At 34.2% G+C, this 22,923-nt stretch carries 20 protein-coding genes and 2 tRNA genes; 10 read left to right on the top strand and 12 right to left on the bottom strand.

Annotated elements, in window-relative coordinates; all coding sequences use genetic code 11:
- Positions 1-150: 150 nt before the first annotated feature.
- The 5 genes from AC4FQ3_RS08575 to AC4FQ3_RS08555 form a co-directional block, all read right to left on the bottom strand.
- Positions 151-477, bottom strand: a complete 327-nt coding sequence (locus AC4FQ3_RS08575) for an MGMT family protein (protein ID WP_491181590.1) — start codon at positions 475-477, stop codon at positions 151-153.
- 160 nt (positions 478-637) lie between these two features.
- The gene (locus AC4FQ3_RS08570) at positions 638-1,276 is read right to left on the bottom strand and encodes a LysE family transporter (protein WP_491181589.1); all 639 of its coding nucleotides are present in this window, start codon (positions 1,274-1,276) and stop codon (positions 638-640) included.
- Positions 1,277-1,318: 42 nt separating this feature from the next.
- Complete coding sequence (gene trmB, locus AC4FQ3_RS08565) at positions 1,319-1,996, bottom strand: tRNA (guanosine(46)-N7)-methyltransferase TrmB (RefSeq protein ID WP_029271659.1); 678 nt, start codon at positions 1,994-1,996, stop codon at positions 1,319-1,321.
- A 148-nt stretch (positions 1,997-2,144) separates the two neighbouring features.
- Positions 2,145-3,527: an ammonium transporter gene (locus tag AC4FQ3_RS08560; RefSeq protein WP_042563339.1), complete on the bottom strand. Its 1,383-nt coding sequence runs from the start codon at positions 3,525-3,527 to the stop codon at positions 2,145-2,147.
- A gap of 262 nt (positions 3,528-3,789) precedes the next feature.
- Positions 3,790-4,281 carry a nuclear transport factor 2 family protein gene (locus tag AC4FQ3_RS08555; RefSeq protein ID WP_491181588.1) on the bottom strand — a complete coding sequence of 164 codons (492 nt, stop codon included), beginning with the start codon at positions 4,279-4,281 and terminating at the stop codon, positions 3,790-3,792.
- A gap of 313 nt (positions 4,282-4,594) precedes the next feature.
- Here AC4FQ3_RS08555 and AC4FQ3_RS08550 point away from each other — a divergent pair, with 313 nt between their 5' ends.
- Positions 4,595-5,263, top strand: coding sequence for a hypothetical protein (locus tag AC4FQ3_RS08550; protein WP_491181587.1), 669 nt, complete (start codon positions 4,595-4,597; stop codon positions 5,261-5,263).
- 87 nt (positions 5,264-5,350) lie between these two features.
- On the opposite strand, the gene AC4FQ3_RS08545 is transcribed toward AC4FQ3_RS08550, so the two are convergent.
- Positions 5,351-5,665 (bottom strand): HPF/RaiA family ribosome-associated protein, encoded by a 315-nt coding sequence (locus tag AC4FQ3_RS08545; protein WP_491181586.1) that lies wholly within the window; start codon positions 5,663-5,665, stop codon positions 5,351-5,353.
- 511 nt (positions 5,666-6,176) lie between these two features.
- Between AC4FQ3_RS08545 and AC4FQ3_RS08540 the strand changes: the two genes are divergently transcribed.
- Positions 6,177-6,410, top strand: a complete 234-nt coding sequence (locus AC4FQ3_RS08540) for a hypothetical protein (protein ID WP_491181585.1) — start codon at positions 6,177-6,179, stop codon at positions 6,408-6,410.
- 49 nt (positions 6,411-6,459) lie between these two features.
- On the opposite strand, the gene AC4FQ3_RS08535 is transcribed toward AC4FQ3_RS08540, so the two are convergent.
- The 4 genes from AC4FQ3_RS08535 to AC4FQ3_RS08520 form a co-directional block, all read right to left on the bottom strand.
- Positions 6,460-6,882 (bottom strand): very short patch repair endonuclease, encoded by a 423-nt coding sequence (locus tag AC4FQ3_RS08535; protein WP_491181584.1) that lies wholly within the window; start codon positions 6,880-6,882, stop codon positions 6,460-6,462.
- A 166-nt stretch (positions 6,883-7,048) separates the two neighbouring features.
- Positions 7,049-8,020, bottom strand: coding sequence for a HaeIII family restriction endonuclease (locus tag AC4FQ3_RS08530; RefSeq protein ID WP_491181583.1), 972 nt, complete (start codon positions 8,018-8,020; stop codon positions 7,049-7,051).
- Positions 8,020-9,111, bottom strand: coding sequence for a DNA cytosine methyltransferase (locus AC4FQ3_RS08525; protein WP_073394726.1), 1,092 nt, complete (start codon positions 9,109-9,111; stop codon positions 8,020-8,022). The genes AC4FQ3_RS08530 and AC4FQ3_RS08525 overlap by 1 nt, the downstream gene beginning before the upstream one ends.
- 154 nt (positions 9,112-9,265) lie before the next feature.
- The gene (locus tag AC4FQ3_RS08520) at positions 9,266-11,725 is read right to left on the bottom strand and encodes an AsmA family protein (protein ID WP_491181582.1); all 2,460 of its coding nucleotides are present in this window, start codon (positions 11,723-11,725) and stop codon (positions 9,266-9,268) included.
- Between the two features lie 243 nt (positions 11,726-11,968).
- Here AC4FQ3_RS08520 and trxA point away from each other — a divergent pair, with 243 nt between their 5' ends.
- Positions 11,969-12,286: a thioredoxin gene (trxA, locus tag AC4FQ3_RS08515; RefSeq protein WP_042563349.1), complete on the top strand. Its 318-nt coding sequence runs from the start codon at positions 11,969-11,971 to the stop codon at positions 12,284-12,286.
- 272 nt (positions 12,287-12,558) lie between these two features.
- Here trxA and AC4FQ3_RS08510 read toward each other — a convergent pair whose 3' ends face one another.
- Positions 12,559-14,640 (bottom strand): ATP-binding protein, encoded by a 2,082-nt coding sequence (locus AC4FQ3_RS08510; protein ID WP_491181581.1) that lies wholly within the window; start codon positions 14,638-14,640, stop codon positions 12,559-12,561.
- A complete protein-coding gene (locus AC4FQ3_RS08505; protein ID WP_491181580.1) occupies positions 14,637-15,344 on the bottom strand; it encodes a LytR/AlgR family response regulator transcription factor in 708 nt (235 codons plus the stop codon). Before AC4FQ3_RS08505 ends, AC4FQ3_RS08510 begins: the two co-directional genes overlap by 4 nt.
- Before the next feature lie 204 nt (positions 15,345-15,548).
- Here AC4FQ3_RS08505 and AC4FQ3_RS08500 point away from each other — a divergent pair, with 204 nt between their 5' ends.
- The 7 genes from AC4FQ3_RS08500 (at position 15,549) to AC4FQ3_RS08470 (ending at position 22,555) form a co-directional block, all read left to right on the top strand.
- Positions 15,549-16,094: a hypothetical protein gene (locus AC4FQ3_RS08500; protein ID WP_491181579.1), complete on the top strand. Its 546-nt coding sequence runs from the start codon at positions 15,549-15,551 to the stop codon at positions 16,092-16,094.
- Between the two features lie 69 nt (positions 16,095-16,163).
- Positions 16,164-16,757, top strand: coding sequence for a hypothetical protein (locus AC4FQ3_RS08495; protein ID WP_491181578.1), 594 nt, complete (start codon positions 16,164-16,166; stop codon positions 16,755-16,757).
- A gap of 207 nt (positions 16,758-16,964) precedes the next feature.
- Positions 16,965-19,538, top strand: a complete 2,574-nt coding sequence (locus AC4FQ3_RS08490) for a M1 family aminopeptidase (protein ID WP_491181577.1) — start codon at positions 16,965-16,967, stop codon at positions 19,536-19,538.
- The gene (locus AC4FQ3_RS08485; protein WP_042563353.1) at positions 19,535-20,461 is read left to right on the top strand and encodes a DUF58 domain-containing protein; all 927 of its coding nucleotides are present in this window, start codon (positions 19,535-19,537) and stop codon (positions 20,459-20,461) included. Before AC4FQ3_RS08490 ends, AC4FQ3_RS08485 begins: the two co-directional genes overlap by 4 nt.
- An 86-nt stretch (positions 20,462-20,547) precedes the next feature.
- A tRNA-Asp gene (locus AC4FQ3_RS08480) sits at positions 20,548-20,621 on the top strand.
- Positions 20,622-21,193: 572 nt separating this feature from the next.
- Positions 21,194-21,267, top strand: a tRNA-Asp gene (locus tag AC4FQ3_RS08475).
- A 466-nt stretch (positions 21,268-21,733) separates the two neighbouring features.
- Positions 21,734-22,555 (top strand): AraC family transcriptional regulator, encoded by an 822-nt coding sequence (locus AC4FQ3_RS08470; RefSeq protein ID WP_491181576.1) that lies wholly within the window; start codon positions 21,734-21,736, stop codon positions 22,553-22,555.
- Positions 22,556-22,923 lie beyond the last annotated feature (368 nt).

Genomic DNA, 22,923 nt, shown 5'->3' with positions numbered 1-22,923 from the left:
TTTTCCTGCAAGGTTTTCAAAACCTTGTAGGTATATTGTCGTAAAGTATTTTTTGTTTAGATTAAAGCTGATTTAAAAGTCAAACCTACAAGGTTTTGGAAACCTTGCAGGAAATCCTAAAATGAGATCATATCACTTATATGGTGAAAATTAATATTCCACTTCGGGAGTCCAAAAATGCTTCTCAAAATCTATAATTTGATTATCGACGACTTCAACGCCTTCGTTTTCCAAAAGCTGCTGCATTAAATTGGTTCCTTGAAAATGATGTTTTCCCGTAAGAAGCCCTTTTCTGTTGACAACGCGGTGTGCAGGAACATCGTCCATATTATGGCAGGCGTTCATGGCCCAGCCGACCATTCGGGCAGAGCGTGCGGTTCCTAAAGCTTTCGCAATAGCGCCATAAGAAGTAACCTTTCCGTACGGAATTTGTCTTGCAATCGCATAAACTTTTTCAAAAAAATTATCCTCAGCCATAAGTTTAAATTATTTACCATTAAGACATTAAGTTTCATTAAGTCGAAACTTGAATTTTATCTAAAAGGTAATTAAGAAAGTGAAGTTACAAAGCGAAACTTAATTTTTCTTAATCTCTTAATGGTTCAATTTTTATAAAACCTAAATTTTTAATCTGTAGTTATCCGAAATAGTAATTCAGAATATTAAAAAGCGTTACAACGGCAATTAAACCTGTAATGCTTCCAATAATAGTATTCATGTTGCGCATTAGATAATCTGTTTTCTTTTCGATTCTGCCAAAGAAAGCAACATAGCTGTAAAGAGCTGCGAAAGACCCTATAACAGATCCTAAAACAAAAGTAAAAATAATGTTGTTTTCAAACACAAAAAGATGGTAGGAAGCCAAAGTAACGCTCACCACAACGTAATAGGGAATCGGAAAAAAATTCAACCCCGAAAGTAACATTCCTAAAAAGAAACGGCTTTTTTTGCTGCTTTTTTTAATCTTCGATTTCTTTTTGGTTTTTGGTTCTTTGGCAAGAAATAAAAAGTAAATCGTTAAAAAAGCAAAAATTACAAAACCAACCTCGCGTAATAAAGTTACAACATCTGGTCGGTTGTCAATTACCTGTGCAAATAAAACCGCAACAAAAACCTGAAAAAATATGACTAAAACAGCACCAATAACAAACCACAAGGCATTCTTTTTTCCTTCTTTCAAATTTATTTTGGCTGCCGTCATGTTAATCAAACCAGGCGGGATAATTCCAATGAAAGCGGCAATAAAACCTGAAAGTAATGGAGTAAGTAAGGCCATTCAGTTGTTTAATGTGTTCGTAAATTTGTTTTCAAAATTAAATTAATCTTTAATTTTGAAGCGAATATACGTAATTGCCTTATTAATTTCTAAATATTGTTTTTCATAAAATGTTTGAAAAGCAGTAACTTCTTCCGGACTTCCTTCATTTTTATACACATTATGATTTGCATATAAAACTTCATGTCCTTCTCCGTGAAGCAATCCCAGCGTATAACCGTGCATAAATTCGCTGTCGGTTTTAAGGTTTACAACACCGTCTTTTTTAAGGATTTTTTTATACAATTTCAAAAATTCAGAATTCGTCATTCTGTGTTTTGTTCTCTTGTATTTAATTTGCGGATCCGGAAAAGTAATCCAGATTTCGTCAACTTCATTATCAGCAAAAATATGATTGATCAATTCGATTTGAGTTCGAACAAAAGCAACATTATGTAGGCCGTTTTCAACAGCGGTTTTTGCACCTCTCCAGAAACGCGCGCCTTTGATGTCAATTCCGATAAAATTTTTGTTTGGATATCTTTCTGCTAAACCAACAGAATATTCTCCTTTTCCACATCCTAATTCTAAAACTAAAGGATTGTCATTTTTAAAGAAATCAGAATTCCATTTTCCTTTTAAAGGCATTAAATCGCCTACAACTTCTTCTCTTGTTGGTTGAAAAACGTTTTCAAATGTTTCGTTTTCCCTGAATCTTTTTAGTTTATTTTTACTTCCCACTTTTACAAAAATTTTCGGCAAAATTAAGGAATATAAACGAATGAAAATAGCCGAATTAACTTTAAAAATTTTTAGCCACGAATTCACGAATTTTTATTTACAGCATGAGCAAATTAAAATTCGTGAATTCGTGGCGAATAAAATATGATTACCCGTAATGCGCTTCCGTAATTGGTTTCAATTTTGGATCGAGTGTTTCATCGTGTTGAGATAAATCCAATCCAATATGTTCGTTTTCTTCTGAAACTCGAAGAGGAATAATGAAATTGGTCACTTTAAACAAGAAATAAGCACCAAAGAAAGTAAATATCGAAACCAAAACTAAAGCCATCATATGATGTGCAAATACGTTCCAGCCACCGTGAAGTAAACTTGCATCTTCGCCGTGAGCGAAAATCGCAGTTAAGATCATTCCCATAATTCCGCCAACACCGTGACAGGCAAAAACGTCAAGCGTATCATCAAATCTTTTAGATAAACGACAATTTACAACTGAGTTTGAAACCAAAGCTGTGACGAATCCGAAAAACATACTTTCCGGAACAGATACAAAACCTGCAGCGGGCGTTATGGCAACCAGACCAACAACAGCACCAATACAAGCGCCAAGAGCTGAAACTTTTCTGCCGTTCATTCGATCAAAGAAAACCCACGTTAACATGGCTGCAGCCGATGAAGTTGTGGTTGTAGCAAAAGCCATTGCGGCTGTTCCATTCGCGGCAAGCGCAGATCCGGCGTTGAAACCAAACCATCCAAACCATAACATTCCGGTTCCTAATAATACAAACGGAATATTTGTTGGTATATGATCGCTATTTTTTCTTTTTCCTAAAACCAGAACTCCTGCCAAAGCAGCAAAACCAGAACTCATATGTACAACGGTTCCTCCGGCGAAATCTTTTACGCCAAAATAACTTCCTAAAACGCCTGTTGGATACCAAACAGAGTGGCACAAAGGCGCGTATATAAAAATCGTGAATAAACTAATGAATAGTAAATAAGAGATAAATCGAACACGTTCTGCAAACGAACCCGTAATAATGGCCGGAGCAATTATCGCAAATTTCATTTGGAACAATGCAAATAACATAAACGGAATCGTGTTTGCCAATTGTTTATGAGGCAAAACGCCCACATAATCCATAAAAGCAAAAGTTGTCGGGTTTCCGAAGAAACTATAAAAGTGATCTCCGGAGCCAAAACCAACCGGTTCTCCAAAAGCCAGACTAAAAGCAACTACAACCCATAAAAGCGTAACAACGCCCAAACAAATAAAACTTTGCAACATGGTCGAAATCACATTTTTTCGGCCTACCATTCCGCCATAAAAAAAAGATAATCCCGGCGTCATAATTAAAACCAGACAACACGAAGTTAACATCCAGGCAACATCGGCAGGAACTATATGATCTGTTGTTCCAAATTCTGATGCTACATAGCTATTTTCGGTAACTGTTGGCCAAAATGCACCTGTAATACAAACAATACTTATAATAATAAAGGAGATGACCCAGCGTTTTTCTATTTTCATTTTTCAAATACTTTATTGAACCCTATTTTTTTTGGGGTCAAAGTTAAAAAAAAATCAATATTTAGATTTTCAGGGCTCAAAAAATAGAGGCTTGACTTTTATTTTAGTTGATTTTGTAAAATTCGATCTCTTTTTTTGAGACAATCTTATTTTGAACTTCTAATTTACAACTAAAATTGTCAATTATATTATAATTAATTTGATATTGAGTTTTGTAAAACGCTAGAAAAGTTAGGATTATAATAAGAAAGACTAAAAATGTTTATTTTTTCTTAAGCTTGTCAATTAAAACATCTTCAACCGGAGATTTTATTTTGGTTACAGCATCAACTTCATCATTCGGAATTGTCATGGATAAAACGTAATGTTGAATTTTCCATTCTTTCCCCACTTTTACTAAAACACCAGATCCGCGACAGATTTTCATTTGCGTATTTAGCAATTCATCAAACCAGGCAATTTTTCCCGATTTATCAAAAAAGATATGACGTTCTAAAGCCGAAAAATTCCACGTTGTTCCTTTATCGAAAAATGGTTTTGCCCAAACCTGAAATTCTTTTTTTGTCCAGTTTTCTGTAGCATCAGTTCCGATATAAATGGCGTCATCGCTTAAAGCAGAAAAATAAGCGTCGAATTTTACATCGGCAGCAGCTTTGTGCCAGGCGTCTAGTGTTTGATTGATTTTGTCTTTTTCAACGTTTTGCGCATTTGCAAAAGCGGTAACGAATAATAGAACCAGGATTGATTTTTTCATGTAAAGTTTGTTTTGGTTAAAGTTAGCAAATATTATAATAATCTCGCAAAGTTGCGGAGGCGCAAAGTTTTTTGCTGCAAATTATTTCACGCAGATTTTAAAAAGATTTAAGCAGATATGCGGAGATTTTTTTTCAAGTGATTTAATAAAAAAAAATCTGCTCAAATCTGCATAATCTGCGTGAAACAAAAACTTTGCGCTTCTGCGACTTTGCGAGATTAAAACACAAAACACAAACTTAAATTATCTTATATAACTTATATGGTGAAACGTCAAAAACCACTATATTTGAGGGCTTTTAAAATCTACAATCATGAATTCAAAAATACTTATCAGTTCATTAGTTCTTACTTCAATACTTTTTACTTCTTGCAAAAAAGAATTAGAACCTCAGGAAAATACACCAACATCAGAATTGGTAAAATTAGGATTGATGAAGGATACAACAAAAGTAAATTCGGTTGTTCAAAACCCGGTTCAAACGAATCCGAATACCGTTTTGAGTTCTAATGCCGGACTAAATCCTGCACACGGACAGCCCGGACATCGATGTGATATTGCGGTTGGCGCGCCATTAAATTCGGCTCCAACGCAAGGGCAAACGGCAACGGCTCAGCCAACGCAAACCGTTCAGGTAAACCCGACTCAGCAACAAAAGATGGTTACGACTACAACAACAACTGCAGCTCCTGTGAAAGTAGGAAAGGGAATGAACCCGTCGCACGGGCAACCCGGACACAGATGTGATATTCCGGTTGGATCACCTTTAAATTCTCCGGTTGCAGCAAAACAAACGACAACAAATACAGCGCAAAGCGGAAGCACTTCGCAAAGTTTTACCGTTACACCGCCAGCAAATAATAATGTTCCGGCTTTATTAAGCACCGAAACGCCAACTGTAGCCGAAGGAATGAATCCGGCTCACGGGCAACCCGGACACCGTTGCGATATCGCTGTGGGAGCGCCGTTACCGAAATCTTAAAAGAAGGTGCAAAGGTTCAAAGCGACAAAGGGACAAAGGCGCAGAAAACTTAGCACCTTTGTCCCTTTGAACCTTTGTTCCTATTTTTTAATGCGCTTTCATTTTTTCAAAAGTAGTAGTCAATGATTTTTTTGCTTTTGCCAAAGCGCCACTAAAGGCTTTTTCTATAGTATCAGCGTGTTCTGTAACCGTTAGTGGCTGTAATTTTGCAGTACGCACTTCGATTACACATTTTTTATCGTTAAGGCTGAATTTCTCTCCGTTTTCATCTCCGAAATGTACTTCAACGCGGGTTATTTTTTCTTCAAAACGAGTTAAACCTTTTTCTAATTCTTCAGAAAAATAAGCGGCTAATCTTTCGTGTCCTTCAATGTTTTTGTCGGTATTGATTTGAATCTTCATATTGGTTTATATTTAATGATTATTCTCAAAGCTATTTTATTTAGGTTGAAAAGCCAAGTGAGTTAATAAAACATTATGAATTTTTTTTGCGAAAAATTGATCGTATTTTTTGTTAGCCTTGGCAGATGTCGAAATGTTATTATGTAACGCAGATTTAACGGATTCACTTTGTGAAAACGCGGATAAAAACAGATTTTTTTATTTGTGTTTTTTCCGCCTGCTTGAATTGGAAGTTTCACAATATTGTCAGGCTGAGCGTCCTCGATCCCGAAGTTTCGGGACGGGAGAAGCCCACGCAACAATAAGCAAACAAACTAAGAATTAACTTTTTCAATCAATGCAGAAACCCCACGTTTTTTGGTATCTTTGCAGTCCTAAACTTTAAGATTATGAACTTGACAAAACTTTTGCCCGTGCGGTATGCTGGCGGTATTGGAAACAACTGCAACGCTCTTAAAGGCGTAGGACAGCTAACCCGTTCGGGTTTTATATTTCCCTAAACTTTAAGATTATGAGTGTAAACTCCCTTTCAAAAGAAACAGAATTACGGTTAAACGAATTTTTCAACCAAGCGACTGACCCCAAAAGTTTCGCAAAAGCAATTCGAAGAGTAAATTATCTTCTTGCCATGTCTCTAATGCGTGAATGCGAAACCCTGCAAATCGATATGAAATCAGTTGAAGAAGGTTATTTTTGGCTCAATGAATTAGCCGAGATTTTAAATCCTTATTTGGATGTTGAATAATTAAAAATTTTGATATTTAATGGAAAAGCCACTGTAGAAGTGGCTTTTTTTATTTTGTAATTTGTCTTTCGTGTATTGCTTTTTCAATTTCAAGAATACACAAATCTAAATTCTTTTTAATATCATTACTCCAAAAACGAAGAATCTTCCAGTTTTGAGATTCTAGATAGGTATTGACTTCTATATCTCGTTGCATATTTCGTTCTATTTTTTTGATCCAATACTCCGAATTGGTTTGAGGCTTTCTTTTGGTCTCCCAATCTTTTCCATGAAAAAATTCGCCATCAACAAAAATGGCAATTTTAAGTATTGTAAAAGTTAAATCTGGGCAGCCAAAAATTTTTCGATTGTTTTTTCTATAACGGTATCCAAGATGCCATAAAGCTTTTGCCAAAGTAATTTCTTCCTTGGTATCTTTGCTGCGGATAGCACTCATAACTTTGGAACGTTGTTGTGGTGTAAAACAATCCATAGGTTTAATTATTAAAGATTTAAATTTAATAATTAGTGGTATTTTATGGATTATATGTTATTTAATAAAAGTTGTATTATTTTACTATGAATGAGTTAATTAATGTTTGCTTTTTAATATTTGTTTAGATTAAAATAAATATAAAGAAATTATTAATGTAGGTATATTAACCAATAAAAAGGTGATTTGTAGAAAGAGTATGTGGGGCAGAAACTAAATTTATGTCAAATTTTAGTGATGGCTCAATTCTAGAACTTGCATTATGAATTCGAAAAGAAATTTGCCAACCTTCATTTAAGGTAACTAAGAGTGTGGTTTTGGAATTATCTTGATATACAACTTCAATTAATCGATTTGGTAATTTCAATCGTGGCATTTTTGCTTTTGGTTTTATATCCTTAAATGGTAAGTTTAGTGTACCATGTAAATTATAAGCTTGTATCTCAACTTTATTTTTGCCTTTAATAACCTTGTAAAAATCTTGATTTCCAATTAGATATTTGACTAATCTTTCCGCAACAATTCCAGGATTTTCAGTATCTAATCGTAATAATTCAGTCTTGAAAGCATTTAAAACAGGTATGTAAACAGATGTGTGATAATCACCTAAAGTATCCCATGTTTGTGTTGCTTTGCTTGCTGTCCTCAAAACTGCTAAATTGCTAAAAATAGGTTTAATTTCTTCAAAATAATCAGATGAACAAGGAAAACCTAGCCATTTTTCTCCAAAATTAATGTCATTGGATAGACGAGAATGTTTGACTGCTCTATGATTATTTTTTGCTGAAATCCCTATTTCCCAATTTTGTAATGATCTAATCATTAAAACATCACGAACATCTCCACTTTGACCGGCTTTATCAGCAACAATTTCCAGTTGTAAAATATCTTCTGAATTAATTCCATTTGATAAGCGAGGTTCAATATCAAGAAGAAAATTAACAGAAAAACTAGCGACCAATTGATAATGGCTTTGTTCTTTTTCATCAAAATTTAAAAAGCATTTAAGCGCGGTTTTAAATGGCTCATTTTCGATAATTGTAACAGAAGTCAGAACTTTCAAGCGCTCAGAAAATTCATTTAATAAAGCATATTCAAAAGCTTTACCATTAATTGTTTGTGTCGATGTTTTTATCATTATGCGGACATGTTTTTAATTATTTCGTTCATTTTTTCAAGTACAACATTTCCATTTATCTCATTTTCAATATTTTTTGAATTAGCTTTTTTTGTGTTTTTTAATTCTTGTAGATCAGAATGTATTTTTTGAGCTAAAACTTTCCCCATTCTTACAGGAACCGCATTTCCAATCATTTTATAGCCAGCTACAACATTATTATATTCAAAAGAAAACGAATCAGGAAAAGTTTGAATTCTAGCGCATTCTCGAATACTTAATCTTCTGTATAAATGTTCTTTACCTTTTACAAATTCTCGAATATTTTGTTCAATAAAATTCATTTTTGGAGCTTGTGGATGAAGTGGTGCATGTCGTCCCCCTGCTTGAATAGTGAATGAAACTTCATCCCAAGAACGAACTCTGTTTCTTGACATAAACATTGATGAAAAACCTCCAATCATATATTCATGATTTAAAATTTTGCAATCGCTACCATTTGTGTAATTTCCTAACTTTGCAGGCAATACGTTATCTTTCAAATCGCCGATGGCTTTTTCGAGTGTAATTTTGTTTTCAAGTGTAGTTGGTCTTGGGAATGTAAATTTCATTCCTAAATCTTTTCTATACCCAATAAAAAATACACGTTTTCGATCTTGTGGTACACCGTAATCGGAAACATTTAACATTTGAAATGTCAAATCATAGCCGATGTCAGTAAACATTTGCTTTATATTCTCTAGGGCATCTTTATGTGTAGTTAATAGCATTCCTGATACGTTTTCGGCTAAGAAAAACTTAGGTTTTTTATCAGCTAAAATTCTCATAAATTCATAAAAAAGTTGACCTCTTTTATCTGAAATGCCTCTCTTTGATCCGGCTTCTGACCAACTTTGGCAAGGTGGTCCACCAATTATTCCGTCACAATCTGGAACTTCACTAGAAGGAATGTCAACAATACTTCTTTTATCTAAAAATGTTTTTGTGTGGTTTTTTTCATAAGTTGCCCAAATTTCCTTGTCGTATTCATTCGCCCATATAACATCAAAACCTGCTTTTTCAAAACCTAAATCAAGCCCTCCAGCTCCTGCAAAAAATGACACTACTTTCATCCAATTTAAACATTATAATTATGATTACAAACTTACAATTTTAATGAACATGATTGCCTTCAATTTATAAAATTGATACAAAACGGAACAATTAATATAGTGTAAATCTTATAATATTTTTTTGTTTTCATTATTAATCAGATTGTAATATTGCCTACTTATCCTTCCCCTTCTTCCCCCACTTAATTTTCATTTTTCCATCATCATCCACCGCAACCAAATGCAGGACAATTCCGCGATCACGAACAGCGTCGCGTTCTTCCTGACTGGCAAGTTTGGCGTCGTTTTTAGAGTTTCGGAGTGGGATGGTAAGGGCGAGATTGGTGCCTCGACCAAAGGAATAAATTCCGTTAATGTCTAAGTTTAGCACATTAGAACTGATTAGGAGGTTGTTAATATCGATTTGCTCGCCGCGCATGTTGAGGTTTCCGGATAAATCGCTGAAGGTTATGTTCTGAACATCGCGAAACGGAAAAGCAAATTTGCCTACTTTTACAATCGGTTCAAAATTGAGTAAAGCGCCCTGAGTCACCTTAAAATCGAGTTTTCCATGCATCGAGTTGGTCAATAATTCGCCCCGGCTGTTGATAAAACCGTTTACATTGGCGTGACTGCTCAATCTGCCTTTTATGTTTTTTGGACTAAAAGAGGTGATTCCGAAATTGTTGAACGACCTTAAAAAATTGGCAATATCAACACGATTTACCTGCGCGTTGGAGACAAAATTATAGTTCTTGCCATTGGGCGAAATTGTAGTATTAAAAGTAATGCTTCCGCCGGAAGTTTGCAGTGAACCATTTTTAATTACAAGGCGCGAATCGATCATCTGGATTTCGGCTTTTGTGTTTGTGGCGGTCAGTTTATTGTAGTTTATTTTATCAGCTTTGATGTTGATGTCTACCACGCATTTTTCAATGGCGTTTCGCAATTGGTCAGACATGGTGGCTTTTTTGGCCGTGACTTTCTTTTTTTGAGAACTCGCCAAAACACCTAAAAATTGTTTGAGATCGATATTTGGACAATAAATATCCCAGTTTACAATCATTTTTTCGGGAGCGTCGTAATATAAATTCAGGAAATTATCGATTTTGCCTTCCAGATAAATGATGTTTTTATTGTGTTTGTAAGCGATTTTTTTAATCAATAATGCTTTTTCTGTAAAGTCGAGTTTAACGTTTACTTTTTCTGCGTGAAGATTCTTCGGAATAAAATGAAAGGAAACATCTTTTACGTTTACATTGCCAATAAATCGCGGTTTTGTAATGTATAAATCGACAATATCAAACTGAAATTTTAAGTTAGCCGAAGCGTGACCTTCAGTAAAATGAATCCATTTTTCGGTATTTTCTTCGTTGAGGTTCTCAATATCGAAATCAGAATTTACGATTCCGGTTGCCAATGGTTTTTCTAAATTATTAATCACAGCCTGCGGAATTGTAAGCGGAATATTTTTGTATTTACCCGAAAATCGGGTTAAAATAACGGCCGAATTGGCGTCGTTAAAACCGTCTTTTGGCTTAAAATTATTGGTAAAAATGCCTTTAAAACCACAATCGGTAATTAATCCATCGGGAATACTGAGTTCGTTGTTTTTTACTTCTGCCTGAACCACAATTTTGGGGTCGCCTTCCTGATTAAAATCGCCTTGAATGTCGCAATTCACATCGATTTCTTCTTTCAAATCAAATCGGTTCAACTTCGAACTAATGTTTGCCGATAATAAATTGGATGCATTTTGCCATAAAATCGTAGTCGTAATATTGATTCCGAAAAGCGCTTTTCCTTCGGTAAGATTAAAAAAAGCAATAATATCAAAAGAGTCAGTTCCGATTTTTAGGTTTTTGGTCACAACATCAATTTTTTCTTTTTCATCAGAATACGAAACATTAAAAGTGCCTTCGAGAATTTTTTGTTTCGCAAAACTGCCGTGAACGGTATTAAAAGCCAGACTTTCAATATTGGTTCTCAGGTAAACATCGGTTTGCCAGTCGTCTCCGTTAAAATCAACTTTCGATTTTAAACTTTCGATTTCAAAATCAAATAATTTATGCCCGACGTGATTGTCTAAAGTAAAATGAACGTCGTTGAGGTCAATTTGATCAATGCTGGTTTCGGTATCAGATTTATCTTCTGCCGATTTTTTCTTCTTGGGTTTAAAAATATTGGCGTTCGAATATCCGTTTTCGGCTTTATAAACATAAATATCGGCGTCGTTGATGAGCATTTTATGAATATTGATTTCGTTTTGCAATAAACTCCAAACATTTAAACGAACTTCGATTTCTTTGGCTTTCAATAAAGTATGTTTGTGGATATTCCATTGATTGTCTTTGATTTCTACATCTTTTAAGGCCAAAGTAAAATTCGGGAAACCGGTTAAGAATTTATATTGAAAATCGCCAACATGAAATTTCCCATTTATGTTTTCATTAATTTTTGTGTTGATTTTAGCAATGATTTCGGTTTTATTCTGATTAAAATAAAACGATAATGCGCCCGATGCAATAATCACAAACGCAATGCATCCTAAAATAAAATAACCAAATCGTTTGGCATATATCTTAAAATGAGAAGATTGTAAAAAGCTTTTTATGTGGTGTAAAATTGCTTTCATATAAATGAAGTTTCAGGAACATTAAAGATAGCATAAAAACTGACGTTATTTTTAAAATACGTCATTCTGTAGTTTAAGTTAAATCTCACAATTTTAAAACATGGGATTAATATAATAAATGACAATGCATTTATAATGAAAACTAATTTGGTAATGGTGTTTGAATGGTTTTTAATTTTTAAATTTGTACTCTAGTTTGATACTTAAGTTAATCAGACGATAAATTTAAAAACGATAGATATTATGGCATTAGCAATAACAGATGCTACTTTTGACGAAGTAGTTTTAAAATCAGATAAACCAGTAATGGTTGACTTTTGGGCAGCATGGTGCGGTCCTTGTAGAATGGTTGGTCCAATCATTGACCAAATCAGTGAAGAATATGCAGGTAAAGTAGTGGTTGGTAAAGTAGATGTAGATGCTAACCAGGAATTTGCTGCAAAATATGGTGTGCGTAACATACCTACCGTTTTGGTTTTTCATAACGGTGAAGTAGTAGGTAAACAAGTAGGAGTTGCTCCGAAACAAACTTACTCTGATAGTTTAGACGCTTTGTTGTAATCGTAAGATTATGATTTATATAAAAGAGGTTTGACGAAAGTCAAGCCTTTTTTATTGGAATAAAGTTTTTTTGTCACGAATTTCACAAATTATTTATTTTAATTGTGCTTAAATTTTTCACGCAGATTTTAAAAGATTTAAGCAGATTTACACAGATTTATATATGAGTAATATCAAAATTAAATCTGCTTAAATCTGCCAAATCTGCGTGAAAAAATCTTTTAAATTCGTTGCAAAAATTTGATTATTTTAATTCGTGAAAATTCGTGTAATTAGTGGCAAACTTTTAAGACAAAAGTAGTCCCGAATTCAGGTTTTGAGCTGACTTCTATTTTGCAGTTTATGGCTGTAGCCAAATCCCGAATCAAATGCAATCCCAAGCCAGATTTTATTCCGATGACTTGTGAATCGTCGTAAAGCGCTTTGAATTGTTCCTGAGTTCCGCCCGCGCCATTATCTGTAATCGAAAGATAAGTTTGGTTGTTTTCCTGCCAGGCTTTCCAGATTATTTTCCCGTTGGAGGTTTTTGCTAATGCTTTTATGGCATTTCCGGTTAGGTTTCTAATAATGGTTTTTAGGTAATTTTCATCGGTATTTATAATACTATTATCCGGATTTTCGAATAAAAGCTGAATGTTTTCTACACTTGCAAAATGCTTTTTTGTTTCTTCGAATAAAGCGGCAACTTCTATTTTTTGAAGATGAGGTTTAAAGCTTTCCATTTGTCCTTTGCTCCACAATAAAATATCTTCCATGGATGACAACAGATTTTCGGCTCCGGAAATCACTTTGGTCTGCATTCGTAAAGCGGTAGCTTCGTCAATTAATTCCGGACTTTCTTTTTGAAGATGTAAAAAGTGAATCAAATTCGAAACCGGACTTCGTAAATCATGATTCAAAATGCCAAAAAAGCGCGCCTTGATTTTATTGGCTTCGTCGAGTTCCTTATTTAAAAGCTGTAATTTCTGGTTGGTTTTCTTTCTATTTTGGTTTTGTAGAAAAAGCAACAATCCGATAATTCCAACCAAAATCATTCCTGAAATTAAATAGATACGCTGTTTTTTAGCATCGGCAATCTGAATGTTTTTAATGGTATTTTGAGCCGAAAGATTTTTAATTTCCTGTCCTTTGGTTTTGTTTTGATAACGAGCTTCGGCGTTGGCAATATTCTGTTTAGCCGATTCCTGCATCATTTCGTTATTATATTTGCTGTAGATTTCGTTGTATTGGTAGGCTTTTTGCCAAAGTCCAAGTGCAGCGTAACTTTGAGATAATTTTTTATTGATCATAACATATGATTCCTTATCATAAGTCAAAGCATTTTTTGAGGCTGATTTCAGGATTTCGATTGCTTTTTTGTAATCCCGTTTTTCATATAGAACCCTTCCCAAAGCGGTATTGGCTTCCATAATTATATCATCGTCATTTGATTTTTTGCCCAATAAAACTGCTTTTTTAGCATAATTATGGGCTGTATTTAGCTGGTGTTTATCTACGTAATATTCAGACATGCTTCGGTTTGCAAAACTTAAATTGAGAAATAAAGAGTCTTTTTCTGAAGGATAGCTGTAAATTAATTTGTAATATTTTTGAATGCTGTCTATTTTTTTTTCGGCTACAAAACACTGAATATAATAATTGCTGCAAAAAGCCATTATATACGGAGACGTTTTTATATAAGGTTTAGAATATTTTAAATATTCAATTGCCTTATTAAATTGTTTCATTTTGATATAGGCACTTGCAATCTGGCAGTAAGAAACTCCAATATTCTCGTCGTTTGCAACGCTTTTTGGGATTTGTTTTTTGTAAATTATCGCTTTTAACTGATATCCAATAAACGTTTCGTATTGAGCATAATCTAAATAATATTCTCCCAGACTTCCATATAAAACGGCTTTTGTGTAAACGCTTTTTGTGGTGTCAACTACATTTTTGATATAGAGTACCAAAGATTTTCTTTTTGTGGTATCATTTAATGCATAATAGATGTAATTAAGCCGCATTAAAGCAGAAGTTTCGTTCTTGAGATGCCTTGCTTTTTTAGCATATTTCCAGGCTAATTCATAGTTAACCAGTGCTTCCTGATATTGGTTGTTATTGAATTCATAAGCCATTCCTCTAAAAAAATAGAATTTACTTAAATAAGCCGGATGGTTTTGAGAGAGATTAATGCCTTTTTGTGTACTGGATATAACTTTAGAATATTCATCTAAATTCAAGATATCGCGCGTGTAATTTAATTGTGCCTGCAGCTTTTCGGGAATAGTTTTATAGCGGGATAAATTGGGTTCTTGTTGTGCCAAAACAGAAAAAGTGATAAAACAGAAAAATAAAATCCCTATTCGTTTCATGCCAAAAGGTTTAGATTGTCTTTATAGCTTCTGCCAACAGGAATTGTAATGTTATTATTAAGAAGAATTTCAGAAGAATTTATTTTTTGGATAAACTGTTTCTGAACCGCAAAACTTCTGTGAATTCTAATAAAAGACTGAAAATGATTTTCTTTCAGAAGATTTCCGATACTCGATAAAACGCAGTGTCTTTTTTTATCGGTAATAATTAAGGTATAATCTTTTAATGCTTCGAGATATAAAATTTCATGAAGCTTTACTTTCGTTTGTTCGTGACCTTCCTTAATATAAATGGTATCGCCGCCAATACTTGCTTCAAAAAGAGACGCTTTGAGTTTGATTTCTATAAATTCTTCAATGCGGCTTACAGTTTGTGCAAAGCGATCCAGTTTTAAAGGTTTTACGATAAAGTCGAGCGTTTCAATTTCAAAACTTTCAACGGCATGTTCGGGATGTGCGGTGATAAAAATACAAACCGGAATTTCGAGTGCTTTTTTTCGAAACTCAATGCCGCTTAAACCCGGCATATCAATATCCAGAAACAAAATATCGATTTTTTCTTTTTCGATAATCGAAAGTGCCTCTTCTGCAGATTCAAAAACACCTAAAATATCCAGAACGGGAAATTTCTTGGCAAACGAAATTACCGTTAGCCTGTCAATTTCGTCGTCATCGATAATAATACAAGTGTATTTGTTGGTCATTTAAGTTGATTTTACGTCGTCTGTCTATTTAAAATGTCGTCTGTCTATTAGCTGTTTTCAGGCCTGTTTTAATCACGCAAATTTGTCCTGTAAATAATTCATCAGCCAAAAATAAACAAATTTGTTACTCGGCTGACTTTTACAAAAATAATGTTATTGACCTAAATAAGAACTATTTAATGAATTTTTTAAAACCAAATTATTATGAGAATTTTTAAAACCATTTTTACTCTTTTATTACTTGCCCTTTTTACAATTTCATGCAGCAGTGATGACGGAACCGACGGAATTAATGGAGTTGATGGACAACCCGGAGCAACGGGCGCAACCGGAACGGCAAATGTTATTTACAGCGCTTGGTTAACTGCCCCAACTGCAGTTGCAGAAACGGTAGACGGTACTTCGGGAATGTCTACAAGTCTTGTTGTTCCTGAATTAACAGATGATATTCTTTCAAAAGGAACTGTATTGGTTTATGTGTCTTTTGGATCTGGTACATTTTCATTGCCTTACACATCCACAGCAGGAGGATTTGTAAATACAATTACAGCTGTTTCTACGCTAAAGAAAATCAAACTTTTCAGATTTAGACATGATCAGGGAGGAACTGTAAATATTCCAACATCACTTAGTTGGCGTTATATTTTGATTCCCGGAGGTGTTGCAGCTGCGACATCAAAAATGGCAAAAGTGGATTATTCTAAAATGAGTTATGAAGAAGTTTGCGCGCATTTTAATATTCAGCAATAACCAAAAAGGCATCATTTAGCTTTTAAACCAATAAAACCAATTCAATACAATTTTTAAAATACTATTATTATGAAAACTTTAAAAACCATTTTAACTCTTTTTACAATCTCAATTTTTGCAGTTTCATGCAGCAGTGATAATGATAAACCAGATCCGGTTATGTATGATTCCGAAAATCCGCTTGAGGCTTATATGTCGACCTCAGGATTTTATCAGAAAGCAGCAGATCAAAAAAATGCAGGAATTTATGAATACGGTTTCAGCTTTAAACCAACTGTAACCGGAAAAATCAATGCTATTATTGTGAAAATTCCGGATGTGAATTCAACGTTGAGAGTGACTTTGTGGGATGCAGCGACTAAAACAGTGATCAAATCTGAAATGGTAAATGTAGCTACCGCCAATGTTACAGTCGAAAAAACGATTACACCAATCTCGCTTACCAAAGACAAAGAGTACTTTTTTACGGTAAACAGCGATGACTGGATCAACAGAACAAAAGCCGACGGATCTGCAGCAACTTATCCTATCGTAGCCGGAAATATTACCATTACAGGTTATGCATATATCTCAAGCACGGCCGCAGAAACACTTTTTCCAACCAATGCGCGTAATACTTATTATGCTGGAGATATGACATTTAAATTTCAGCAAACAGAATAATTTTGGAATAGTTTGATTTAGTAAATTTTGAAAAGGCTTGGCGTTAGTCGGGCTTTTTTTTGCCACGAATTCACGAATTTTTTTATTTGATCTTTATAATGAAAAATAATTCGTGAATTCATGGCGATTTTTTGAAACAGATTAAAAGAAAACCTTCTAAACCCAAACCTTTTTTTTATTTTTAACGAATCTTATATTCCTTTAAAAATGAAAATCTTCTATAACTTTCTTTGCATTTTTACGATTGTAACAATTGGTTTTTCTCAAAAACAAAAAGAAGGCGTTCATTTAGAAAATGGCGTTTCAGAACAATTGGCTATTTTTAGAAAACATCAAATCTCTGATGTTTCTTATGATTTATTATTCGAAATTCCATATCAAAAAAATGAAGATATTAAATCGGAAATGAAGCTGCATTTGACTTTATCAGATATAAGCCAGCCTTTGTATTTAGATTTTAAAGAAAAAACGCAGAACATAAAATCAATTGAAGCAAACGGAAAAAATATTCCCATTTTACATGAAAAAGGGCACATTATTATTCCTGCTGAAAGTTTGATTTTAGGAAAAAATAAAATTGCAATTTCATTCATCGCCGGTAATTTATCATTAAACCGAAACGATGATTATTTATATACTTTACTGGTTCCGGATCGTGCAAGTACGTTGTTTCCGTGTTTAGATCAGCCGGATATTAAGGCGACTTATAATATGGCTTTACAAGTTCCAAAAGATTGGTCAGTTTTGGCGGGGGCCGATGTAAAAAACAAATCTGAAAAAGGTGATTTTGTCAATTACACTTTTAATGAATCAGATAAAATGAGTACTTATTTGTTCTCCTTTGTTGCCGGGAAATTCAAAAGTGTTACTCAAAAACGGGGTAATCGAGAAATGACAATGCTGTATCGCGAAAACAATCCCGAAAAACTTCAGACAAGTACCGATACTATTTTTAAATTACACCAACAATCTTTAGAATTCTTAGAAAAATATACTAATTATCCGTTTCCGTTTCAGAAGTTGGATTTTGCTTCGATTCCTGAATTTCAATATGGTGGAATGGAGCATGTTGGAGCTATTCAGTACAAAGAATCGGCTTTGTTTTTGGATAATACCGCGACTGACGAATTAAAATTAAGCCGTGCTAAATTAATCGCTCACGAAACTTCGCACATGTGGTTTGGCGATTTAGTGACCATGAAATGGTTTGATGATGTGTGGATGAAAGAAGTGTTTGCGAATTTTATGGCAGACAAAATCATGAATCCGATTTTCCCGAAAATCAATCATAATCTGCAATTTTTTACAACGCATTATTCCGGGGCTTTCGCCGAAGATCGTTCTTTGGGCACACATCCGATAAGACAACATTTAGACAATTTGAAAGACGCCGGATCGCTTTACGGAAGCATTATTTACAACAAAGCGCCAATAATGATGCGTCAATTAGAAGCTACAATGGGCAAGGAAGCTTTCCAGAAAGGAATTGAAAAATACATTAAAAAATACGCCAATGACAATGCTGACTGGAATAATCTTGTAGAAATTCTGGATGCTGAAACACCACTCGATATGAAAAAATGGAGTGAAGTTTGGGTGAATAAATCAGGAAGAGCGATTTTTTCGGATAAAATAGAATATGATGCTAAAAACCGAATCAAAAAGGTTGAAATCAATCAACAAGCCGAAGATAAATCTAACAATATCTGGCCTCAGGTTTTTCAAATAGGATTGGTTTATGCTGATAATGTACAAGTAATTGATGTTGCTGTAAAGGATAAAAAAACGATTTTAAAAGAAGCAATTGGGCTTGAAAAGCCGTTGAGTATTATTTACAATTATAATGGTTTTGGTTACGGTGTTTTTCCGCTTGACGGGAATAATTTAAACTCTATTTCAAGCTTAAACGATGAGGTTGCAAGAGCATCGAGTTATAGTAATCTTTATGAAAATACCTTAACGGGAAATATTGCACCAACTAAAGCTTTTGATTGTTTTTTAAAAGGAATTCAAACTGAAGAAAATGAATTAGTTTTAAAAATACTGACAAATAATGCAAGTAGTATTTTTTGGAGATTTCTAACTGAAAAACAACAAAACGCCAGTCAAAAACAATTTGAAGATTTAGTTTACAATCGTTTACAGACAAATTTAACGGGGAATATTAAAAAGACTTTGTTTAATTTATTTAGCTCAATTGCGTATTCAGATCCGGCGAAAGCCAAATTATATCAGATTTGGAATAAGGAAGTTGTAATATCAAATTTGAAATTAAACGAAGACGATTACACCAATATCGCTATGAATTTGGCTATCTTTAAACATGAAAAAGCAGACGAAATTTTGAATAAAGCGAAAGCAGCAATCACAAATCCGGACAGGCAAAAGCGATTTGAGTTTTTATTACCTTCATTATCAAAAGAAGAATCTGTTCGTGATGCTTTTATTCAATCATTAAAAGAAGAGAAAAACAGAGAAAAAGAATCGTGGGTTTCATCTGCTTTAGGAAATGTTTTTCATCCGCTGCGTCAGGAAAGCGCTCAAAAACATTTGAGATTTTGTTTAGATTTGACCGATGAAATTCAGCGAACCGGAGATATATTTTTTCCGAAAGACTGGCTGAGCGGAACAATTGGTCGTTATTCTTCGAAATATGCTTTTGATGAAGTGCAGCAATTCTTAAAAGAAAACCCTAATTTTAGTCCGATATTAAAACGAAAATTATTTCAGGCGACAGACGCTTTGTATCGCGCCCAAAATATTAAAAAAGAAACCGAATGAAAATTGAAACGGAAATAGAGAAAGTCTCGAGTTTTCAGCATCTCGAAATGCTGGCAAATCAGGTTGTGGAAGGTTTTATATCCGGAATGCATAAAAGCCCGTTTCATGGATTTTCTGCCGAATTTGCCGAGCATAAAGTCTATAATGCCGGAGAAAGCACTAAACACATCGACTGGAAATTATTTGCCAAAACAGATCGTTTGTACACCAAACGTTTTGAGGAAGAAACCAATATGCGCTGTCATATTATTGTCGATAATTCGTCGTCGATGCATTATCCGGAACTAAAATCGAATCAGCCTTTTTATGAAAAGAAGATTGGTTTTGCCGTTTTGGCGTCAGCAGTTTTGATGAATATTTTAAAGAAACAGCGCGATGCGGTTGGTTTAAGTGTTTTCTCAGATAATTACGAATATTATGCTCCCGAAAAAGGAAGTGATCGCCATCATAGAATGCTGCTCAATAAATTAGAGCAATTATTAGAACAGCCAAAAGTCAAAAAAACCACCGATACGATTACGTATTTGCATCAAATTGCAGAGAAAATGCATCGTCGTTCGATGATTATTTTGTTTACAGATATGTTTCAGTCTGAAGATGATGAGAAATTGTTTAACGCTTTGCAGCATTTAAAACACAACAAACACAGAGTGATTTTGTTTCATGTTGTTGATAATGCAACAGAGCTAAAATTTGATTTTGACAATACACCAAGAAAGTTCATTGATCTGGAATCTGGCGAAGAAGTATCTATTTTTGCCGATAATGTAAAAGCAGAATATGAAAAAAGGGCAGAAAGTTATTTTAAAGAACTCGCTTTAACCTGCGCGAAGAACCAAATTAAGTACGTTCCGGTAAATGTGGGCGACAATTTTGAAAAAATATTGACTACATATTTAGTTGAAAAACAAAACTTTGGCTAAGGAATTAAAAATATATTTAATTTTTTTTATCAAAACACTTGCAGAAATGAAATTCTGTACTATCTTTGCAACCGCAATAACGCAGAGGTTTGGTAGTTCAGTTGGTTAGAATACATGCCTGTCACGCATGGGGTCGCGGGTTCGAGTCCCGTCCAGACCGCAATATTGGGAAAAGCCTTTCTTAACGGAAAGGCTTTTTTGCCCAAATACGGTATCTAAGATTAGTTGTGTTGTTTTGCTACGAATTTGTAACTCGTAGCTGGTTTAGTAGTTAGACCAATGAAAAGCTTTCCACTTTTGTGGATGGCTTTTTTGATTTACAGTACTTTTGGTTTTACCGCAAAGAGCACAATCCCGAAGGCTCTGGATACGCAAAGGTTCGCAAAGTTTATTCATAGCTTTGCGAACCTTTGCGCTTATAATGATTTATTGAATTGGATTTAAACATAGCCTGTGGTTTTAACCACGGGGATATGGATTGTGATCATGATTGTGACCTCGTGGTTGAAACCACGGGCTATGTTTAGCAAGGTGATGAGTATTTTTGTATGAAAAATCTTTGTCAAAGTTCGGAAATTTAACAAAGATCTGCGTATTTAATTGGAATTTGGTCCCGAGGCTTCGGGATAAAATATTGGATTTTAACCTTTTAAAATTTTATCAATTTTTATTCGTAAAAACCCTTGCAGAATCAAAGATCTATTGTATTTTTGCACTCACAATAACGCAGTTGGTTTGGTAGTTCAGTTGGTTAGAATACATGCCTGTCACGCATGGGGTCGCGGGTTCGAGTCCCGTCCAGACCGCAAATATTGGGAGAAGCCTTTCTTAACGGAAGGCTTTTTTATTTTAGAAAGTTTTCTAAAAATAAATTCCAAATAGAAAATTCCAAATTCCAATTAAATACCGATATCATTGGAATTTGGAGTTTTTTTGCTTTTATATTTTTGTATTTCAAATATAGCCCAAGGTTTCAACCTTGGGAGACGTGTTGAGATTATTTATATTGAAGCAAATGCATTGCGCTCCAATGGTTGAAACCATTGGCTATGATTTTGATAAAGCTTTGCGTCCCGAGGTGTCGGGATTGCGCTTTTGCCTTGCGTGCTGTGGTAAATCTTTACAATCCAAGATTGGAATTTGGAATTTAAATTTCCCTATATTTATGTATCCCAAGCGAACTTTGCGTTTTTACTTTGCGAACTTACAATCCAGCTTTGGAATTTGGAATTTTAAAATATTGGAATTTAAATTTCGCTAGAAAGATATTCAATGGAACAATCAACTTTTAAAGTAGACAAGTATTACATCAAAAAAGTAGATGCCGATAAAAAGAGCATTTATTGTCATCATGATTTGATGGGAGAATTGTTGGTTCCGACACACAAACACGATAAAGCACAAATGCTGTATGCTGAAGGCGATGTTGTTTTTGTAACTACAGAAACCAAAACGTATTTTTTGCCGGCACGACATTTTATCTGGATTCCGGCTAATGTAGCACACAGCATTCATCCAAAATCTGAAAATGTGATGATGCGAAATCTGTATTTTCCGGTTGAAAAAAATGAAGATGAATTTTATCAAAACGAAGGTATTTATCCGGTGAATAATTTACTGCTTCAAATGATGCTTTTTACCAATCAATGGAACGGTGATTTGAAAAAAGGTTCTCCAAATTTTGTGATTGCGAAAGCGATAAAAGCGATTCTTCCTCAAATATGCCTGACCAATTTACCACTTGAATTGCCTTTGCCAAAAGACCCGCGTTTGGGTAAAATCCTGAGACATATTGAAAATAATCTCGGAGAAACAATTCTGTTTGCCGATGTGGCGCATGAATTTGGGTATAGCGAACGCTCTTTGTATCGCTTGTTTCAAAAAGATCTTAAAATGTCTTTCATTCAATATTATACTATTCGCAGAATTTTGAAAGCGATTGAACTTTTGCTTGACAGAAAACTTTCGGTTAAAGAAGTGGCGCAGGAAGTTGGTTATAGCAGCGTTCCTACATTTAGTAATACTTTCTTTAAAATCCTCGGTCAACGACCTTCTGATTACTTAAGCGGAGAAAATATTTTAAAAAGCAGATAAAATTTATTTCACGCAGATCTGGCAGATTTTAGCAGATTTAAAAAAGATTTATTTTCCAATCATCTGTCAAATCTGCTTCAATCTTTTTAAAATCTGCGTGAAATAAAAATATATTCACGCAGATTACGCAGATTCGGCAGATTTATTATTTAATTATAATTTATCTGCCAAATCTGCGTGAGAAAATCTTCAAACGATTTCGTGTGTAATATTTTGAATTTCAATATTTTAAAATAATCATTTCGGATTCAAAAAAATTAACATTTGTCCGAAATGAATATGTTATTGACTTTTTGGAATTATCAGTCACGAGAAAAATGCAGGAACTTTGCAGTATCAAAATATTTATATATTCATGTTCCTTAAAA

It is taken from the genome of Flavobacterium sp. AK-345 (assembly GCF_058310175.1).
Note: the sequence above shows the minus strand (reverse complement) of the source record. Positions and strands in the feature narration are given on the sequence as shown.

Coding starts and splice junctions, on each gene's coding strand:
- AC4FQ3_RS08530 (WP_491181583.1), bottom strand. CDS start 8,020: ATGATAAAAACATCGACACAAACAATTAATGGTAAAGCTTTTGAATAT.
- AC4FQ3_RS08520 (WP_491181582.1), bottom strand. CDS start 11,725: ATGAAAGCAATTTTACACCACATAAAAAGCTTTTTACAATCTTCTCAT.
- trxA (WP_042563349.1), top strand. CDS start 11,969: ATGGCATTAGCAATAACAGATGCTACTTTTGACGAAGTAGTTTTAAAA.
- AC4FQ3_RS08500 (WP_491181579.1), top strand. CDS start 15,549: ATGAGAATTTTTAAAACCATTTTTACTCTTTTATTACTTGCCCTTTTT.
- AC4FQ3_RS08525 (WP_073394726.1), bottom strand. CDS start 9,111: ATGAAAGTAGTGTCATTTTTTGCAGGAGCTGGAGGGCTTGATTTAGGT.
- AC4FQ3_RS08575 (WP_491181590.1), bottom strand. CDS start 477: ATGGCTGAGGATAATTTTTTTGAAAAAGTTTATGCGATTGCAAGACAA.
- AC4FQ3_RS08470 (WP_491181576.1), top strand. CDS start 21,734: ATGGAACAATCAACTTTTAAAGTAGACAAGTATTACATCAAAAAAGTA.
- AC4FQ3_RS08495 (WP_491181578.1), top strand. CDS start 16,164: ATGAAAACTTTAAAAACCATTTTAACTCTTTTTACAATCTCAATTTTT.
- AC4FQ3_RS08570 (WP_491181589.1), bottom strand. CDS start 1,276: ATGGCCTTACTTACTCCATTACTTTCAGGTTTTATTGCCGCTTTCATT.
- AC4FQ3_RS08555 (WP_491181588.1), bottom strand. CDS start 4,281: ATGAAAAAATCAATCCTGGTTCTATTATTCGTTACCGCTTTTGCAAAT.
- AC4FQ3_RS08545 (WP_491181586.1), bottom strand. CDS start 5,665: ATGAAGATTCAAATCAATACCGACAAAAACATTGAAGGACACGAAAGA.
- AC4FQ3_RS08535 (WP_491181584.1), bottom strand. CDS start 6,882: ATGGATTGTTTTACACCACAACAACGTTCCAAAGTTATGAGTGCTATC.
- AC4FQ3_RS08560 (WP_042563339.1), bottom strand. CDS start 3,527: ATGAAAATAGAAAAACGCTGGGTCATCTCCTTTATTATTATAAGTATT.
- AC4FQ3_RS08485 (WP_042563353.1), top strand. CDS start 19,535: ATGAAAATTGAAACGGAAATAGAGAAAGTCTCGAGTTTTCAGCATCTC.
- AC4FQ3_RS08505 (WP_491181580.1), bottom strand. CDS start 15,344: ATGACCAACAAATACACTTGTATTATTATCGATGACGACGAAATTGAC.
- AC4FQ3_RS08490 (WP_491181577.1), top strand. CDS start 16,965: ATGAAAATCTTCTATAACTTTCTTTGCATTTTTACGATTGTAACAATT.
- AC4FQ3_RS08550 (WP_491181587.1), top strand. CDS start 4,595: ATGAATTCAAAAATACTTATCAGTTCATTAGTTCTTACTTCAATACTT.
- AC4FQ3_RS08540 (WP_491181585.1), top strand. CDS start 6,177: ATGAGTGTAAACTCCCTTTCAAAAGAAACAGAATTACGGTTAAACGAA.
- AC4FQ3_RS08510 (WP_491181581.1), bottom strand. CDS start 14,640: ATGAAACGAATAGGGATTTTATTTTTCTGTTTTATCACTTTTTCTGTT.